This window comes from Agrobacterium sp. 719_389 (assembly GCF_900188475.1).
In the GTDB taxonomy this organism is placed as follows: Bacteria; Pseudomonadota; Alphaproteobacteria; order Rhizobiales; family Rhizobiaceae; genus Agrobacterium; species Agrobacterium radiobacter.
In genome coordinates, this window is sequence record NZ_FYEM01000003.1 from 307,274 (window position 1) to 324,939 (window position 17,666).

Sequence of the window (17,666 nt, forward strand, 5' to 3'; positions counted from 1 at the left end):
GCGGGACCGCGAAACGTCGCTTGGTTGCAAGGACAGAAGAGACATGAGCCGCATGACGCCATTCACCCACCCGCTTCTGCTGGGTTTTGATGCCATGGAAAAAACGCTGGAGCGTATGGCGAAGGCCAATGACGGCTATCCTCCCTACAACATAGAGCGCCTGCCCGGCAGCGAAGATATGCCCGAACGCCTGCGCATCACCATCGCAGTCGCCGGTTTTTCGCAGGATGATCTGGATGTGACGACGGCCGATAACCAGCTTGTCATTCGTGGTCGCCAGCAGGAACAGGAGAAGCGCGATTTTCTCTATCGCGGCATCGCGGCGCGCCAGTTCCAGCGGGTTTTCGTGCTTGCCGATGGCATGCAGGTCAGGGAAGCGCGCCTGCGCAACGGCCTTCTTTCCATCGATCTGGTCCGCCCTGAAATTTTAAACGTGGTGAAGAAAATTAATATTTCCGTCTCAGAGTAGAACGTGAACGCCAGAATCCGGCACGAATCGCTAGGCGTGAAGAAGGAGGCTGAAATATGCTTTTAAAAGAAGCGCATGCGCGTCTCACCCAATCCCAGCTCGCCCATATCGGCGAAGGAGAAGTGGGATATATCCGCAAGATCCGGGCGGAAGACGTCAGCCGCTGTTTCCCGGAAGCGCCTGATCTCGATCCGCAATTGGATCTTTGGGCACTGTTCGGTGCGGATGGTACGCCGATCCTCCTTACGGACAACCGATCAAGTACGTTTTTCAAGGCTGCCGAAGACGATCTCAAGACAGTCAGCCTGCATTGAATAAAAAAGCCCGCTTTTAAGCGGGCTTTATGCTTAGTGGATCAGAGGAACGGGCGCTCCGGCATGTCGTCGATGGAGATGACGCCGTCCTTGTTCCTGTCCAGCCGTTCGAACATCTTTTCGCCAGCGGCGGTGAATTCGGCCTTGCTGACCTGACCGTTCTCGTCGGTATCGGCCCAGCGGATCAGCGCGTAGCCTGCGCCCTTGCCGCCATGCTTGCCCCAGCCCTGATGGCCGAAACGGCCGCCGTGCTCGCGCTCTGCGCGCTTGCCCTCGGGACCCTTGCCTTCATCCGCCTTGGCTTCCTCTCGCTCGGGGCGCGGATGGGCGGCGCGGAAGGCTTCCATCTTCGCCTGACGGTATTCGCGCATCTCCTTCGGCGTGATCGAGCCGTCCTTGTCCTTGTCGATCTCAGTGAAGAGCGCGTCCTGACGGGCGGCGAATTCCTCCTTGGAAATCTTGCCGTCCTTGTTGGCGTCGGCAACCTTCAGCAGGTGAACGAAAGCCGCTTCCGGCCGGATCGGCATGCGATCCTTGTGGCCCTTGCCGGGCGCAGCGAAACTGGCCGTTGCGGCCGTGCTGAGCACAAGGGCTGCGCCAAGAGCAGACAGGGCGATTTTGCGTGTGGTCATCGTCATTACCTTTCTTTGGTGTCCCTGAAGAAAAGATAGTGACGTCCAGCAAGCCTCACCACTTAAACATCCGTAAGGTGGATGAAGCTTCGGTAATGTTCGCTGCTCAGCGGGTGATGGTTTTCGTCAGGAACCCGGTCAGGTCGTCGGTAATGTAGTCGATATGCTCATCCGTCACGGCCGGGATTTCCCAGCGTTCCATGATGACGCCCTCAAGATTTGAAGGCACGAGCAATACGGTCTTCATGCCCAGCGCCTTGGGGGCGGCAAGATTGCGCGGCAGATCCTCGAACATGGCGGCTTTTTTCGTGTCGAGTTTCGAAAGTGCTGCGAATTTCTCATAGGTCGCGCTGGCTGGTTTCGGCAGGTATCCCGCGGCGACGATATCGAAAATATCCTCGAAATGATCGAGAATGCCGAGCGCGCCAGCGGCGGCCTGCGCGTGTTTCACGCTGCCATTGGTGAGGATGAACTTGCGACCAGGCAAAGCCTTGATTGCCTCACCAAGTTCCGGATGCGGTTTCAGCGCCGAATAATCTATGGCGTGGGCGCGTTCCAGAAACTCGTCCGGGCTGATGCCGTAATGGATCATCAGGCCCTGCAGCGTCGTGCCGTGGTCGTGATAATACCGTTTCTGCAGCACCCGGGCTTCCTCGGGGTCAAGCTTCAGAAGTTCCGCCACATAGGCCGTCATGTTTCGATCGATCTGCGAAAACAGATTGATGTGATGCGGATAGAGCGTGTTGTCGAGATCGAAGACCCATTCGCTTACATGGTCGAAATCGGCGGCTTCGGGCAGGTTTTTCGGCTTTGTGTCCATGGGCTGCTTTATGCCCTTTTCGAATGACGAAGAAAATCGAAAAGACGACGATTGGTCAGAAAATCGGGCTTGGCTGCGGCCTCCGGCGCATGATACCGCCAAAGCCATGGAACTCTGGATAGGCATAACCTTCGCAAGCGCGTTCTTGCAGAACCTGCGCTCGACCCTGCAAAAGCACCTCAAGGGGATGATGGGCACCACGGGCGCGACCTTTGTGCGCTTCGTGTTCGGCATGCCCTTCGCTCTCGCCTATCTCGCTTTTCTGCATTTCGGGCTCGGTCGCCCGCTGCCGGTGCCCAACATGTCCTTCGCTTTGTGGGCGACTGTCGGAGCCATGGCGCAGATCGCCGCCACCTTCCTGCTGGTGCACCTGTTCTCCTTCCGCAATTTTGCGGTGGGAACAGCCTATTCCCGCACAGAGCCGGCGCAGGCGGCGCTGTTCGCGCTTATCTTCATCGGTGAAAGCGTCAATGGCGGTACATTGGCGGCCATCGCCATCTCGGTCGCCGGTGTCATGCTGATTTCGGTGGCGCGCACGGAAGTCACGCCCGCTTCCTTCTTCACCTCGATCTTCAGCCGGACGGCGGGCATCGGCCTTGCCTCGGGCGCTTTCTTCGGCCTGTCGTCGGTTGCCTACCGATCGGCGTCGCTCGCGCTTGCGCCGAGCCTTCCCGTTCCTGACGCGATGATGCAGGCGGGCTTCACGCTCGTCGTCGTCATCGTCATGCAGACCGTGTCGATGTTCCTGTGGATCATCTGGCGCGAGAGGGAAGAATTGCGACGCATTGCCAGGGTGTGGAAACCGTCGCTTGCAGTCGGTTTCGTGGGCGCCACGGCCTCATTCGGCTGGTTCACGGCAATGACCCTGCAGCAGGCCGCCGTGGTGAAGGCATTGGCGCAGGTGGAGATGCTCTTCGCCTTCGCCTCGACCGTGCTTTTCTTCAAGGAGAAGATCAACCGGCTCGAACTCTCCGGTTGCCTGCTGATTGTCGTGGGTGTGCTGTCGCTTCTGGTCTTCGGCTGAAAGCCAGCCGTGGCGGACAGATTTGCCGTCCGCCACCTGAAGCATGTCAGGGCACGATGAGCGTGCCTGCGCCTTCCGTGAAGATTTCCAGAAGGACGGAGTGGGGCGTCTTGCCGTTAAGGATCACCACGCCCTGAACACCAGCCTTGATGGCGTCGATGCAGGTCTCGACCTTCGGGATCATGCCACCGGAAATCGTGCCGTCCTTGATGAGCGCACGCGCCTGCGAGACGGTGAGTTCCTTGATGAGTTCCTTGTTCTTGTCGAGAACGCCGGGAACGTCGGTGAGAAACAGCAGACGCGAGGCGTGAAGCGCACCGGCAATCGCGCCGGCGAAGGTATCGGCGTTGATATTGTAGGTGGCGCCATCGCGGCCAGGCGCGACCGGGGCGATGACCGGGATCATTTCCGATTTGGCGAGCAGGTCGAGCAGGGTGCGGTCGACTTCGGTGACTTCGCCGACGAAGCCGAGATCGAGCACGCGTTCGATATTGCTGTCAGGATCGATGACGGTCTTTTTCGCCTTTTCGGCGAAGACCATGTTGCCGTCCTTGCCGCACAGGCCGATGGCCCATTCGCCTGTCTGGTTGATGAGGGCGACGATTTCCTTGTTGATCGAGCCGGCCAGAACCATTTCGACGATCTCGACCGTCTTGGCGTCGGTGACGCGCAGGCCGCCCTCGAATTTCGATTCGATGCCCATCTTGGTCAGCATCGCGCCGATCTGCGGGCCGCCGCCATGCACGACGATCGGGTTTATGCCTGATTGCTTCAACAGCGCGATGTCTTCCGCGAAAGCCTTGCCGAGCGTGGAATCCCCCATGGCGTGACCGCCATATTTCACCACGATGGTCTTGTTCTCGTATTTCTGCATAAAAGGCAGAGCCTGTGCGAGCAGCCGCGCCTGAGTTTCGCTTTCGGAAGACGTCATCTAAAAACCTCGGTCTGTGGTTGCGGCTGTTGAGAGCCTGTCATCGCTCTAAAGCAAGTCTTTGACGGATGAAATAACCTCTCGGCCTTATTGTGTCGGCAGCAGTCAAATTTCTTTTTTTTGGCGTTCCGGGCCCTGTAATGCGATTGACATAAAGGCCCAATGGGACCAGCCTTGCAGGGGAAAGGGGAGGGGTGAATTCAGGGCGACAGAAGATGTCGCGCGCCGCGCAAGCGATGCTGACCTGAACGACCGAGGAGCGAGAGACCACATGACGGCACCCGATCGAGACAAGCAAAGCGGTTTGCGGGACGAAGTCCTTGCGGGCGAATATGTGCTGGGTGCCTTGCCGCCTGAGAGCATGGCGGAGCTTGCCAAGCGCATCAAACGCGACCGCCAGTTCGCGGCCATGGTCAGGCGCTGGCGGGACAATCTGGCGGAAACCGAATATCGTGAAAACGCGAGCGTCGCCGCCCTGCTCGAACGGGATCCAAGCCGCTCCGGCCTGCCATTCAGGAGCCAGCCGCTACGGGGTGGCAGCATGTTCGCTGCCATATTTTCGGAGGTCTGGCATTCGGTGCGCTTCTGGCGCCTTCTGGCATTGACGGCGATGCTCTGGACCGCCGTTCTGCTTTTCACTATCGCCTGAGCGGCGCGCCTCTCAAAGAGAGATCGTTCTGACGATCTCGGCCCGCAGGCTATCCAGCCCAAACGATTTTTCCGAGGACGTGGCGAGAACTTCCGGATAGGCGGCAGGGCGCTTGCGGATTTTTTCAAGCGTTTCGCCGATCAGCCGAGGAACGCCGACATCCTTGATCTTGTCCGTCTTCGTTAGCACGATCTGGTAGGACACGGCGGCCTTGTCGAGCAGGGTCAGAACCTCTTCGTCATTCTTTTTCACGCCGTGGCGGGAATCGATCAGCACGTAAACGCGCTTCAGCGTCGCACGGCCGCGCAGATAATCGAAGACAAGCTTCGTCCAGGCGTCAACATGATCCTTGGGGGCCTGCGCATAACCGTAACCGGGCATGTCGACCAGCGCCATCGGCGGCAGGTCGCCCGCTTCGCCGGAATAACCATCCGGAACGAAGTAGTTGAGTTCCTGCGTGCGTCCGGGCGTGTTGGACGTGCGGGCAAGCCCCTTGTGGCCCACCAGCGCATTGATGAGCGAGGACTTGCCGACATTCGAACGACCGGCGAAGGCAATCTCCGGCGGGCCTTCGGGCGGCAGGAATTTCATTGCGGGGACGCCGCGAATGAAAATCCAGGGTCGCCCGAACAGGGGCTTTTCGGTTGCCGTGCCGGTCTCACTCATTTCGATTGCACCGGCTTTCGCTTGAACAGCCCCTTGATATTATCGAACAGTTCGATCTTGGCGCCCTGACGCTTCATGATGACGGCCTGCTGGGTGATGGAGAGCGTATTGTTCCATGCCCAGTAGATGACCAGACCGGCCGGGAAGGAGGCCAGCATGAAGGTGAAGATCAGCGGCATCCAGTTGAAGATCATTGCCTGCGTCGGATCGGGGGGCGTCGGGTTCATGCGCATCTGCAGGAACATGGTGATGCCCATGACCAGCGGCCAGACGCCGATCATCAGGAAGTGCGGCACGTCGTATGGCAGAAGGCCGAACAGGTTGAAAAGCGACGTCGGATCGGGCGCGGAAAGGTCGTGAATCCAGCCGAAGAACGGTGCATGCCGCATTTCGATCGTGACGTAGATGACCTTGTAAAGCGCGAAGAAGACCGGAATCTGTAGAAGCATCGGCCAGCAGCCGGCAACCGGGTTGATCTTCTCTTCCTTGTAGAGCTGCATCATCGCCTGCTGCATGGCCATGCGGTCATCGCCATGCTTGGCTTTCAGCTCTTCCATCTTCGGCTGCACGCGCTTCATGTTCGCCATGGAAGCATATTGCTTGCTGGCGAGCGGGAAGAAGAGCGCCTTGACGACGATGGTGGTGAGCAGGATGGCCACGCCGAAATTGCCAAAATAACGGAAGAAGAAATCCATCATTTTGAACATCGGCTTGGTGATGAAGTAGAACCAGCCCCAGTCGATCAGAAGGTCGAACTTCGGAATGGAATATTCTTTTTCATAGCGGTCGACCAGCGGCACTTCCTTGGCGCCGGCGAAGACAAGGCTCTTCAGCTCGATGGACTGGCCGGGTTCGACCGTCATCGTGTCGCTCTTGAAATCCGCCTGGTAGCTCGGCTGATTGCCGGTGATATGCGAAAAGCGGGTTTCGAACGGCGTTGTCTGCGGCGGAACGATGGCTGCAGCCCAATATTTGTCGGTAATGCCGAGCCAGCCGCCGGTCGCCTTGGCAATAGTTACCGGTGCTTCTTCAACATTCTTGTATTTTTCTTCCGTCAGGCTGCCGTCTTTGCCCGAAACGCCAAGAAAACCTTCATGGATGACGAAGACGGGCGGGATCGCCGGCTTGTTGTTACGCGTCACACGGCCATAGGTGGCGAAGGAGACCGCAGCCTGTCCCGGGTTCTCGACCTTGTCGGCGACCGAGATCATGTAATGCTCGTCGATCGAAATCGTACGGGAGAAAATCACGCCCTTGGAATTGGTGTAGGTGAGGGTGACCGGGGTGGTTTCCGTCAGCTTCTCACCGCTTGCAAGCGTCCAGACGGTGGTCGGACCGGGAACGCCGCCGACTTCCTGTGCAGCAACAAAACCGAGTTCGGTGAAGTAGCCGTCCTTGGTGTCGGAGGGCGAGAACAGCGTGATGATCGGGCTCGAGTCATCGACGGTCTCATGGTAATCCTTGAGCCGGATGTCGTCGAAACGGGCACCGGTGAGATTGATCGAACCGGCGATGGCGTTGGTGTCGATGGCCACACGCTGGGTTCTTGCAATCGACTCGTCACGGGTCGCCGTTGCGGCGGTCTGCGGCGAGGAGGCGGGCGGTGTGCCTTCGACGGCTGCACCGGGCGCGGCACCCGGTGCCGGCTGCTGTTGCTGCGTCGTCTGCTGCTGCGCCTGGCGGGCCTCTTCGGCGCGGCGCTGCTGCTCGATACGCGGATTCATGTAAAGGAATTGCCAGGCGAGGACGATGACAACCGAAAGGGCTATCGCGATGAAGTAATTGCGGTTCTTTTCCATCATTCTTTCCTGGAGCGGGTCTCCTGGGACCGTTTCGGTTTCGCCGTTCCTTCAATGCGCTCGGCAAGGAGAGACTGAAGTTTCGGGAAGGCCGTATCGAGCACATCCCTGCGGGCGACAATCACATAGTCATGACCGGGCTTCATTGCGACCCCGGCAGAAAGCCTGACGGCTTCCCTGAGACGGCGGCGCATGCGATTTCGCTCGACCGCGTTGCCTTGTCTTTTTGTTACGGTAAAACCGACGCGAGGCTCGGTTTCCGGGGCTTTTCGGTCAAGCACTTCCAGAAGAAAGGTGCTTCCCCGCCGTTTTTCCCCCGCCTGAACGGCAAGAAACTCCGACCGGTTTTTAAGCCGGCCGGGGTGTTTTTCAGTCTTGCTCATGTGCCCACGACTTTCATCGGGCCACAGGCTCGGCAATTAAGCCGACAGACGTGCGCGGCCGCGCGCACGGCGGGCTGCGAGAACCTTGCGGCCGCCGGCGGTAGCCATGCGGGCACGGAAACCATGACGACGCTTGCGAACAAGCTTGGACGGTTGGTAAGTACGCTTCGACATTTATTTAATACCGCGGTGTGCGGCCCTTCTTGAATTTGCAATTATTTGCAAGAGCGTTTCGTTTTTTGCACGGCTAACCCCGCCTGGGCGAGCTTTCAATGGCCGAGCGTGCGCGGCTTATAAGGGCATAGGCCGAGCAAAGTCAATTGCCGAAGGGGTTTTCGCGGTTCACCTTTTGCGGAAAACGCACCGCAATCTCCTTCGCCGACTGTCGATTGAGGCTGATTCCGACGCGCAATCGATAAAATCCGAAATTCTTTCTTAACGCCGGATTGATAAATCTTGTGACGCGAAAAGTTATGCCAGCTTCCCATTTTCATTGCGCGGCTGGTTTTTGTTGGGGGAACGAAATTGAGAATTCGCGGTCGTATCAATCTACTTGTCGGGCTTATGAGCCTCGTTGCCTGCACCATCGGCGGGCTTTCCATCTATGCGATCAACGAGTTCCGGGTCAGGTCGCATCATTTCGAGGAGACTGCCGAAAGGGCCTACAAGGGCGAGGCGCTTAACCGTCTGGTGACAGCAGTCGTCATGGAGGCGCGCGGCGTCTATGCGGCGGCGGATGTGGCCGCAGCCACCCCCTTTGCCGACGGCATGGTCAAAAACCTTGACGCCATGGAAAAGCTGATTGCCAGCTGGGCTCAGCTCGTGCCGGCGGAACAGCGGACGAGTTTCGACAAGCTTGTCGGCCGGTCCAAGGAATTCCGGACCTTCCGTCTGGAGACTGTCCGGCTGGCGAAGGAGAGCGGGCCGCAGGCAGCCGCCCAACAGGGCAACAATGAGGCGAACCGCGCCAACCGCAAGGCCTATCAGGCGGAGATCGATGGTGTCGTGAAAAACGACATTGCCGAACTGGAAGTCGTAAAGGCAGGAATGGATTCTTTCAGCACCGCCATATTCTGGGTGATCGTCGCCGTGACGGTTGCAGGTGTCGGCGCAGGCGCCGCCTTCGGCCTCTACATCGGAACGCGGCAGCTCAGCGCGCCCATCCGCAGGGTTTCGCAGGTGATGAATGCGGTGGCCGATGGAAATCTGGACGCGGAAGTCCCCTATCTCGGCCGCAACGACGAGATCGGTGAAATGGCCGCCGCCGTCGAGGTCTTCAAGAACAACGGCCGCGAGGTGCGCCGCATGAATGCGCAGGAGACCGCCATGCGCGCCAAGAGCGACGACCTGCAGGCCGGCATGGCCGTCGTCGTCGACGCCGCGGCCCAGGGCGATTTCAGCCGCCGCATCAACAAGGATTATGGCGACGAAAACCTCAATCGTTTCGCCGCGACGATCAATTCGCTCCTCACGGGGGTCCATAACGGCGTATCCGAGACCAGCCGCGTCATTGAAGGTCTGGCGCGGGGTGATCTGACGGAGAAGATGGACGGCGAATTCCGCGGTGTGTTCGCCGAACTCCAGGAGAACGTCAACCAGACGCTGACGAAGCTGCGCGAGACGATGAGGGAGGTGCGCGGCAGCACGGAGGGCATCAGCGGCAACGCAAGTGAACTGCGCTCGGCGGCCGACGACCTGTCGAAGCGAACGGAACAGCAGGCTGCGGCGCTGGAGGAAACCTCCGCCGCCCTGGACGAAATCACCGCCGTTGTTCGCAATTCCACCGACCGTGCGCAGGAAGCCAGCGCCATGGTTGCCGAAACCAAGCAGAAGACGGAGGAATCCGCCAGTGTCGTGCGCGATGCCGTCTCCGCCATGGATCGCATCGAGCATGCCTCGCGGGAAATCAGCCAGATCATCAACGTCATCGACGAGATCGCCTTCCAGACCAACCTTCTCGCGCTGAACGCCGGCGTGGAAGCGGCGCGTGCTGGCGAAGCCGGCAAGGGCTTCGCCGTCGTCGCGCAGGAAGTGCGGGAACTGGCGCAGCGTTCCGCAACGGCTGCAAAGGACATCAAGGCGCTGATCACCAAATCCGGCCAGGAGGTCGGACGCGGCGTGTCGCTGGTGCAGAAAACCGGCAGCGCACTAAGCGAGATCGAGACCCGCGTTCTGACGATCAATGAGCACATCCATTCGATCGCGACGGCGGCCAGGGAGCAGTCCACCGGACTGCACGAGGTGAATACCGCCATCAACCAGATGGATCAGGTGACGCAGCGCAATGCCGCCATGGTGGAGGAGACCTCGGCCGCAACCCACAAGCTGAGCAGCGAGGCGGATCATCTCGTGACGCTGGTGACCCGTTTCAATGTTGGCGCCGAAAATGCACAGCGCAGCCACCGTTTCGAGCAGCCTGCAAGACCGGTAACGGCATCCGCCGGACCGGTTGCGGTCTCCGGCAGGACGGCGGCGGTGGCGTCTCCGGCCCGCAAATTGATGAACAGCGTCAGTCGTGCGCTCAACGCCCAGCCCGCTGCAGCACCGGCGCATGGCGACTGGCAGGAATTCTAGGCGACCTGCGGTTCCGCGTCAAACAGGCTTATGTTGCGAACGCCGCCCCTTTCAGGCGGCGTTTGTTTTCCGGCAATGAAAACGTTTGTTTTGCAGCGCATTGGAAAAATATCCATTAGGTCCTATTATCGTCGCTGCATATAAACCGAGCCGTTCCACGCAAGCAGCGGCGCGCATACAGGATCATGGCCCGGTGTTTTCTAAAGGCGTAGACAGCTTGGACCGCACGCAAGACGATCCGGTGCACTGCATGCCGGGATTGACCGCCGGTCTTTCCGGGCGGCTGCTGCTGCTCACGGTCATTTTCGTGATGATCGCCGAAGTGCTGATCTTCGTGCCTTCCGTCGCCAATATGCGTCTTTCCTGGCTGCGGGACCGTCTGAATACGGCCGCCGCCGCCGGCGCGGTGATTGATGGCTTGCAGGCCGAACTGCCGCGAAGCGTGCAGAACGACACGCTGATGGCAACCGGGGCGAAGCTTATCGCGTTGCGAAAGGACGGCACCTCGCGCCTGCTTGCCGTGGCGGAAACACCGCCCGGTGTCGACGAGCAATATGATCTTTCCGATGTTTCGCAGGTGGCGGCGGTGCGGGATGCCTTCTCCACCCTGCTGTTTGGCGGCAACCGTGTCATCCGCGTTTTCGATGTGGTGGGCGACAGCGATACCATCATCGAACTGGTGCTGGGCGAAAACAAGCTGCGGGCGGCGATGCTTGCCTATGCCCGCAACGTTTTCCTGATTTCCATCGTCCTGTCGCTGATCACGGCCGGCCTGATATTCATCTCCATCAACCGCATCATGATCCGGCCGATACGTCGGCTGACGCTCGGCATGCAGAATTTCTCCGAGGATCCGGGTAATCCCGAGCGGATTTTCGTGCCCGAGGAGGGGACGGACGAACTGTCGGTTGCCGGCCGCCACCTTGCGGATATGCAGACCGAACTGCAGAAAACCCTGCGCCAGCAGAAGAACCTCGTGGATCTCGGCCTTGCGGTGTCGAAGATCAACCATGACATGCGCAACATCCTCTCCTCCGCGCAGCTGATGTCCGACCGGCTTGTGGATGCCAAGGACCCGATGGTCAGGAGCTTCGCGCCGAAGCTTCTGCGCACCATCGACCGTGCCGTGGCCTATACGGGCGAGGTTCTGGCCTATGGCCAGGCGACCGAAGGCGCGCCGAAACGCAAGATGGTGCAGTTGAGCCTTCTGGTGCGGGATGTGCGCGACATTCTGGCGCTCGATCCCGACAGCGGTATCGAGTTTCACGACAGCGTCCCCCCGGATCTCACGATCGATGCGGATTCCGAACAGCTTTTCCGGGTCATCCATAATCTCTGTCGCAATGCCGTCCAGGCTCTGCAATCCGATGCCACGAATGCCGCGCCGAGACACCTTTCCATCCTTGCCCAGAGAGCCGGCAGCGTCGTCAGCATCGTCATCGACGACAATGGGCCGGGAATGCCGCGCAAGGCCAAGGAAAACCTGTTTTCCGCTTTCAGGGGGTCTGCCCGCTCCGGCGGCACGGGCCTCGGGCTGGTCATTGCCCGCGAACTGGTGCTTGCTCATGGCGGCACCATCGCGCTCGTCGAAAAGCCCGGTCCCGGCACGCAGTTCCGCATTGAAATCGCCGACCGCGCCACCTCCGTGCAGGCCGCCAGAACCGCCTGAAAAACCCGCACCGCAGCAGGCCCGTGAAATCATTATCTCCGCCGGAATGGACATGGTCTCAGGCCCGTGGAAAATGAGACGCATGGAATTTTCAATATAATCAACAAGATAAAGGAATTGCTGCGGAAAAATGACAATTTCCAAACGAAATCGCTTGCATTCGGAATGAGGACGTTTTAGAGGATCGCCACGCCACCGGAAACGACCGGAACGGCACGCACCCGTAGCTCAGCTGGATAGAGCACCAGACTACGAATCTGGGGGTCAGGAGTTCGAATCTCTTCGGGTGCGCCATTTTCTTTCCTAAAAAACAGGTCCTGAAACACGCGATGTTTCTCGCTTGCCATGTGGCTTGAAACGGTAAATCCGTTCCGCCAGATGCTTCGGCCGCTGCGACACCCGGCAGGACCGAAGGAATTCCGAACCTTCCGAATATATGTTAAAATCATCCGGTCATCGATGGCCCGGGGTGAAAGCCATGTTGGAAGCGGACAAGGTATTTGCGGGTTCGATTCCGGAAAATTACGACCGCTATATGGTGCCGTTGATTTTTGCGCCGTTCGCCGCTGATCTGGCGCGACGGGCGGCGGCCCTGATGCCGATTGATATTCTGGAGGTCGCTGCGGGAACCGGTGTCGTCACGCGAGAACTGGCTCCCCGATTATTGCCTGCCGCAAACTATGTGGTGACCGACCTCAATCGGCCGATGCTCGATTTCGCCGCGTCGCGGCAGGCGCCGGATCACCGCATAAAATGGCAACATGCGGACGCCCAGACGCTGCCTTTTGAAAGCGCTGTTTTCGACCTCGTCTTCTGCCAGTTCGGTGCGATGTTTTTCGGTGATCGCCTGTCGGCCTATCGAGAGGCAAAGCGGGTGCTGAAGCCCGGTGGGCATTATTTATTCAACGTCTGGGATCGCATCGAGGAAAACCACTTCGCGAATGATGTGACGAACGCCCTGGCGCGCCTGTTCCCCCATGATCCGCCGCGCTTCATGGTCCGTACCCCGCATGGTTATCATGATGTGGCCGTGATCCGCCGCGAACTGGAGGATGCCGGGTTTTCCCGCGTGACGATCGAGACGGTGGCGGCGCAAAGCCGCGCCTCTTCGCCGCGTATTCCAGCGATCGCTTATTGTCAGGGAACCGTTCTGCGGACGGAGATCGAGGCAAGGGCTCCCGGAAAGCTGGATGCCGCGACGGATTATGTCACCACGGCCATTGAAACGCGTCATGGCGGCGGTGAGGTTGCCGCCAAAATTCAGGCGCATGTGATTCTCGCCGCCGTATAAATCGGCGCCTTAAGGCTGGTTTCCCAGTCCATGAATAAGCGCCGGGAATATTCTGTAATGCCCCCCTCAATATTAGTGGTTTGGGTAGAGGCCTATACAGCAAGGTTTTCCGATTACCCGAGATTTCCGGGCTTTCGAGTGTCATCGAACTTTCCCCGAACCTTCGTCATATTGTCATACAATAAAAGCATATGCGCTCCAGAAAAGGAGCGCAGAATGACGCCACAATCACTTGAACTTTCGGGCATTGGCAAAGGCTTCGGGGCTGACGATGTTCTGAAAGAGATCGATCTCTCAATCCGTCCAGGCGAGTTTTTGTCCCTCGTTGGCATGTCGGGCTGCGGCAAGTCCACGCTGTTGCGTATCATTGCGGGCCTGGAAACGCCGGATCGCGGTTCGGTTTCGATCGGCGAACAGGATGTGACGGAGATTGATCCGAGCGATCGCAATCTGGCGATGGTTTTCCAGTCCTACGCCCTTTATCCGCATATGAGCGTGCGCCAGAACATCGCGACGCCGCTCAGGATGCGACGCCTGCCTTTTGCTGCACGCCTGCCGCTGATCGGACGTTTTGCGGCGCCCGCTGAAACATTGAAGCAGATCGATGCCGCCGTCGAACAGGCGGCCGAGACCCTGCAGATCGCGCATCTGCTGGATCGCAAGCCGGCGCAGCTTTCCGGCGGCCAGCGTCAGCGTGTGGCGCTCGCCCGGGCGCTGGTGCGTTCGCCTGCAGCCTTCCTGATGGATGAGCCGCTCTCCAACCTCGATGCGAAACTTCGCGCGCATATGCGTGAGGAACTGGCGGGCCTGCACCGCAGGCTTGGGGCAACCTTCATCTACGTCACCCATGACCAGATCGAAGCCATGACCATGTCCGACCGCATCGCCCTGATGTCGGAAGGCCGCATCGAGCAGCTGGGCACGCCGGACGAGCTTTACCGCAAGCCCGCGACGCTGACGGTCGCGCGTTTTATCGGCACGCCTTCGATCAACCTGCTGCCGGTCGAAATCGATGCGCAGGGCAAGATCACGGCTTTTGGGCGCGATCTCGGCATTGAAGGTGCCGGCCGCGATGCCGGCCCGGCGACGCTCGGCCTTCGTGCCGAAGACTTGCGTCCGGGCGAAGAGGGTTTTGCCGTGCGCGTGGTGCGCAGTGAAACCCACGGCGCCGATCGTTTCGTGAGCTGCCGCCTGCTGAGCGACGAGAACGTCGCCATCACCCTGCGTCAAGTCGCGGGGGAGGCGCTGGGTGCCGATGCGAATGGCGTCATGAATCTCGGCTTTGCGCCGGAACGCGCGCATCTCTTCGCGGCCGATGGGCAGCGTCGCAAGGTGACGGTGCGCGAACGGGTGCCGGCATGACGGCGGTTGATTTCTCCTCGGCTGCACGGGCGAAGGCTCGCCCGCGGCTGTCGAAGGCGGACCGGCGGATGATCTGGCGCGGCCTGATGTTCGCAGCCCCCGCAAGCCTGCTGCTTCTGGCGATCTATATTGTGCCGATGCTTGTTCTGGCAGGTTTTTCCGTCACCGATTATCAGCTGGGTGCGCTTTCCACGCGTTTTGTCGGTCTTGGAAACTTCATCAAGGCGTTTCAGGATCCGGTTTTCCTGCGCGCCCTGGCCAATACCGCCATCTATGCGCTCATCGTTATTCCCTTCGGCGTCTTTCTGGCGCTCGGCGTGGCTTTGCTCGTATATAACCGCAAGCGCAGCCGCGCTTTCTGGGAAGTGGCTTATTTTCTCCCCGTCACAGCAACACTCGTCGCCATGGCGACCGTGTGGCAGTTCCTGCTGCACCCTTCGCTTGGTCCGGTGAATGCGGCGATCAAATGGCTGGGCTTCGAGCCCGTCGCCTTCCTCTCCAATCCCGTCCTCCTCATTCCCACCATGGCGCTGATGGGCGTCTGGCAGATCCTCGGATTCAACATGGTGCTGTTCCTTGCCGGCCTCACGGCCATTTCGAAGGATTTGCACGAGGCGGCGCGGCTGGATGGCGCCAAGAACCCCATCGACCGGTTCCTGACGGTGACATGGCCGATGCTCGGACCGACGACGATGTTCGTGGTGGTCACCACCTCCATCTCGGCCTTCAAGGTGTTCGAGACGGTCGCTGTACTGACCAAGGGCCGTTTCGGTTCCGAAACGCTGCTGTTCGACCTCTATCTCGAAGGTTTCGAATATTCCAACACCGGTTATGCCGCCGCGCTGACGATTATCTTCCTCGCGATCGTGCTGGTCCTGTCTATCGGCCAGACGCTGCATATGGACCGGAAGGTGCATTACTGATGGCCGCATTGCGCAAATATTTCCCGCATCTCGTGCTTGCCGTTGGCGCTTTCGTGATGCTCCTGCCGTTCTACTGGATGGTGCTGACTTCGATCCGCTCGCCGGCGGAAATATTCGATGTCTCGCTCTGGCCGATCCCGCAAAAATTCGACGCTGTCGATAATTACGCCCGGGCGGCGGGTCAGGTGCCGATGGCGCGTTTCATGCTGAACGGCGTCATCGTCTGCGTCGGCATTCTCGTCGTGCAGGTGCTGACATCGGTTCCGGCTGCCTATGCGCTGGCAAAGCTCCGGTTCCCGGGCCGCAAGCTGCTGCTGGGCCTCGTTATTGCGGCGCTCTGCGTTCCCATTCAGGCGCTTGCATTGCCGCTTTTCGTCGGTCTGGCCAAGACGGAACTTCTGAATACCTATTTCGCGATGATGATGCCGTTCTTCCTTTCGGTCTTCGCCATCTTCCTGTTCAACCAGTCCTTCCGCAGCTATCCGAATGAAATCATCGAGGCTGCCCGCATGGACGGGTTCTCGGAAATGGAGATTTGCTGGGGACTGGTCCTTCGCGGGTCGTTGCCATCGCTTGCCGCCTTCTCGATCTTCTCGCTCGTTGCCCACTGGAACGACCTGTATTGGCCGATGATCGTGGTCTCCGACACCAATCTCGCCCCGCCGCCGCTTGGCATGATGCTTTTCGCGGATGTCGAATCCGGCGCGAATTATGGTGCGCTGATGGCGGGCGCCACACTGATTACCGCGCCGATGGTGCTGTGCTTCCTCCTCGCACGACGGCACTTCATCGCCGGTATTACCATGACCGGCGTCAAGTGACGCCGTTCAGACTTCCTCCTCCCAACCTCTCTGGAGACTGACATGAAACTCAACCGACGCGCTGTGATGGGCGGTCTGGCTCTCGGCATGGCTTTTGCGGGCCTCGCTCAGCCGGTTCTGGCCAATGAAATCACGCTCAACGTTCTCTACAACCTGCCGGGCTTCACCAAGTTTCATCAGCCGCTGGCCGATGAATTCATGAAGAAGAACCCTGATGTGAAGATCAACTTCCTCGCTCCGGCCGCCGGTTACAATGAAGGCCAGCAGCAGGTTCTGCGCTCTGCCGTCACTGGCAATCTGCCTGACGTTTATTTCTCGGGTTACAACCTGACGGCGGAACTCGTTCACACGCTTGCACCGCGCAACCAGATCACGGATCTCGGCCCGTTCATTCAGGCTGAAGGCGGCCAGGCCTTCCTTGACAAGAACTACAGCCCCAAGATGGCCGCACTCGGCCAGATCGACGGTAAGCAGTACGGCCTGCCGGTCAACGCCTCCTCGCCGATCATCTACATCAACTCCGACCTCGTCACCAAGGCTGGCGGTGATCCGGACAAGATGCCGACGACCTTTGCCGAGCTCATTGCTCTTGCAAAGAAGATCAAGGCTCTCGACCCCAAGTTCGCCGGCATGAGCTACGACATCAACGGCTGGCCGGATGACTGGTTGTGGCAGGCGCTCATCGTCGAACAGGGCGGCAAGCTCGTTGACGAGACGGCCAAGACAGTTGGCTTCGACAACGAGATCGGCCTCAACGCCCTGAAGATGACCCGTCAGTTCGTCACCGAAGGCGGCCAGAACCTGCTCGACTGGGATCAGTCTCGCCAGCAGTTCGGTGCAGGCCTCACCGGCTTCATCTTCTCGACGCCCGCCCACGTTCAGACGATCCAGGGTCTGGTCGGCGACCGCTTCAAACTGAAGACGGCGACCTTCCCGCTCGACAACAAGGAAAAGGGTGGCGTGCCGACCGGCGGCAACTCTGCCGTTATCCTGACGCAGGAAAAGGCCAAGCAGGATGCTGCCTGGAAGTACCTGAAGTGGATCACCGGTCCGGAAGCGCAGAACACCATTGTTCGCATCACCGGTTACCTGCCGACCAACAAGCTGGCAACCGGCCCGGACTTCCTCGCTCCCTATTATGTCGAGAACCCGAATGTGAAGACCGCGTCGCTTCAGGCTGACCGTTCTCTGCCCTGGGCAGGTTATCCGGGTGGCGATTCCGTTCGCATCTGGCGCACGCAGCGCGACATCATCGGCACCGTCATGCGCGGCGAGGTGACGCCGGAAGCCGGTCTCAAGCAGATCGTCGAGCAGACCAACGCCCTGCTGAAATAAGCAG

The 17,666-nt window shown here is 59.5% G+C and carries 18 protein-coding genes and 1 tRNA gene; 12 read left to right on the forward strand and 7 right to left on the reverse strand.

What is annotated here, in order from left to right:
• Positions 1 to 43: 43 nt before the first annotated feature.
• Together CFB10_RS08430 and CFB10_RS08435 are read left to right on the forward strand one after the other, a co-directional pair.
• On the forward strand, positions 44 to 469 hold the full coding sequence (locus tag CFB10_RS08430) for an Hsp20 family protein (protein ID WP_020011033.1): 426 nt from the start codon (positions 44 to 46) through the stop codon (positions 467 to 469).
• Between the two features lie 56 nt (positions 470 to 525).
• On the forward strand, positions 526 to 783 hold the full coding sequence (locus CFB10_RS08435; RefSeq protein ID WP_003503706.1) for a DUF1150 family protein: 258 nt from the start codon (positions 526 to 528) through the stop codon (positions 781 to 783).
• Between the two features lie 41 nt (positions 784 to 824).
• On the opposite strand, the gene CFB10_RS08440 is transcribed toward CFB10_RS08435, so the two are convergent.
• Both CFB10_RS08440 and CFB10_RS08445 read right to left on the reverse strand, forming a co-directional pair.
• A complete protein-coding gene (locus CFB10_RS08440; RefSeq protein WP_020011032.1) occupies positions 825 to 1,421 on the reverse strand; it encodes an EF-hand domain-containing protein in 597 nt (198 codons plus the stop codon).
• Between the two features lie 100 nt (positions 1,422 to 1,521).
• Positions 1,522 to 2,235 carry a pyrimidine 5'-nucleotidase gene (locus tag CFB10_RS08445; RefSeq protein ID WP_020011031.1) on the reverse strand — a complete coding sequence of 238 codons (714 nt, stop codon included), beginning with the start codon at positions 2,233 to 2,235 and terminating at the stop codon, positions 1,522 to 1,524.
• Between the two features lie 106 nt (positions 2,236 to 2,341).
• Here CFB10_RS08445 and CFB10_RS08450 point away from each other — a divergent pair, with 106 nt between their 5' ends.
• Positions 2,342 to 3,259, forward strand: a complete 918-nt coding sequence (locus CFB10_RS08450) for a DMT family transporter (protein ID WP_026363795.1) — start codon at positions 2,342 to 2,344, stop codon at positions 3,257 to 3,259.
• A 46-nt stretch (positions 3,260 to 3,305) separates the two neighbouring features.
• On the opposite strand, the gene argB is transcribed toward CFB10_RS08450, so the two are convergent.
• Positions 3,306 to 4,190 carry an acetylglutamate kinase gene (gene argB / locus CFB10_RS08455; protein WP_003503698.1) on the reverse strand — a complete coding sequence of 295 codons (885 nt, stop codon included), beginning with the start codon at positions 4,188 to 4,190 and terminating at the stop codon, positions 3,306 to 3,308.
• Between the two features lie 271 nt (positions 4,191 to 4,461).
• Between argB and CFB10_RS08460 the strand changes: the two genes are divergently transcribed.
• Positions 4,462 to 4,839, forward strand: a complete 378-nt coding sequence (locus tag CFB10_RS08460) for a hypothetical protein (RefSeq protein ID WP_020011029.1) — start codon at positions 4,462 to 4,464, stop codon at positions 4,837 to 4,839.
• Positions 4,840 to 4,851: 12 nt separating this feature from the next.
• Here the strand turns inward: CFB10_RS08460 and yihA are convergent, their stop codons facing one another.
• Genes yihA through rpmH form a run of 4 tightly spaced genes read right to left on the reverse strand, consistent with a single transcriptional unit; the run spans position 4,852 to position 7,861 of the window.
• Positions 4,852 to 5,505, reverse strand: coding sequence for a ribosome biogenesis GTP-binding protein YihA/YsxC (gene yihA / locus CFB10_RS08465; RefSeq protein ID WP_003503694.1), 654 nt, complete (start codon positions 5,503 to 5,505; stop codon positions 4,852 to 4,854).
• On the reverse strand, positions 5,502 to 7,304 hold the full coding sequence (yidC, locus tag CFB10_RS08470; protein WP_020011028.1) for a membrane protein insertase YidC: 1,803 nt from the start codon (positions 7,302 to 7,304) through the stop codon (positions 5,502 to 5,504). Before yidC ends, yihA begins: the two co-directional genes overlap by 4 nt.
• Positions 7,304 to 7,687, reverse strand: a complete 384-nt coding sequence (rnpA, locus tag CFB10_RS08475) for a ribonuclease P protein component (protein ID WP_003503690.1) — start codon at positions 7,685 to 7,687, stop codon at positions 7,304 to 7,306. The genes yidC and rnpA overlap by 1 nt, the downstream gene beginning before the upstream one ends.
• 36 nt (positions 7,688 to 7,723) lie before the next feature.
• Positions 7,724 to 7,861 (reverse strand): 50S ribosomal protein L34, encoded by a 138-nt coding sequence (rpmH, locus tag CFB10_RS08480; protein WP_003493611.1) that lies wholly within the window; start codon positions 7,859 to 7,861, stop codon positions 7,724 to 7,726.
• Between the two features lie 351 nt (positions 7,862 to 8,212).
• On the opposite strand from rpmH, the gene CFB10_RS08485 reads away from it, so the two are divergent.
• From CFB10_RS08485 to CFB10_RS08525, 8 genes are all read left to right on the forward strand, one after another.
• Complete coding sequence (locus CFB10_RS08485) at positions 8,213 to 10,261, forward strand: methyl-accepting chemotaxis protein (protein WP_026363794.1); 2,049 nt, start codon at positions 8,213 to 8,215, stop codon at positions 10,259 to 10,261.
• A 250-nt stretch (positions 10,262 to 10,511) separates the two neighbouring features.
• Positions 10,512 to 11,930: an ATP-binding protein gene (locus CFB10_RS08490; protein WP_034501215.1), complete on the forward strand. Its 1,419-nt coding sequence runs from the start codon at positions 10,512 to 10,514 to the stop codon at positions 11,928 to 11,930.
• A gap of 217 nt (positions 11,931 to 12,147) precedes the next feature.
• Positions 12,148 to 12,224, forward strand: a tRNA-Arg gene (locus CFB10_RS08500).
• A gap of 184 nt (positions 12,225 to 12,408) precedes the next feature.
• Complete coding sequence (locus CFB10_RS08505; protein WP_020011022.1) at positions 12,409 to 13,221, forward strand: class I SAM-dependent methyltransferase; 813 nt, start codon at positions 12,409 to 12,411, stop codon at positions 13,219 to 13,221.
• A gap of 216 nt (positions 13,222 to 13,437) precedes the next feature.
• Entirely contained in the window at positions 13,438 to 14,583 is a 1,146-nt protein-coding gene (locus CFB10_RS08510) for an ABC transporter ATP-binding protein (RefSeq protein ID WP_020011021.1), read from the forward strand.
• Positions 14,580 to 15,506: a carbohydrate ABC transporter permease gene (locus tag CFB10_RS08515; protein ID WP_020011020.1), complete on the forward strand. Its 927-nt coding sequence runs from the start codon at positions 14,580 to 14,582 to the stop codon at positions 15,504 to 15,506. Before CFB10_RS08510 ends, CFB10_RS08515 begins: the two co-directional genes overlap by 4 nt.
• Complete coding sequence (locus tag CFB10_RS08520; protein ID WP_020011019.1) at positions 15,506 to 16,327, forward strand: carbohydrate ABC transporter permease; 822 nt, start codon at positions 15,506 to 15,508, stop codon at positions 16,325 to 16,327. Before CFB10_RS08515 ends, CFB10_RS08520 begins: the two co-directional genes overlap by 1 nt.
• Before the next feature lie 42 nt (positions 16,328 to 16,369).
• On the forward strand, positions 16,370 to 17,662 hold the full coding sequence (locus CFB10_RS08525; protein WP_020011018.1) for an ABC transporter substrate-binding protein: 1,293 nt from the start codon (positions 16,370 to 16,372) through the stop codon (positions 17,660 to 17,662).
• The last annotated feature ends 4 nt before the right edge of the window (positions 17,663 to 17,666 follow it).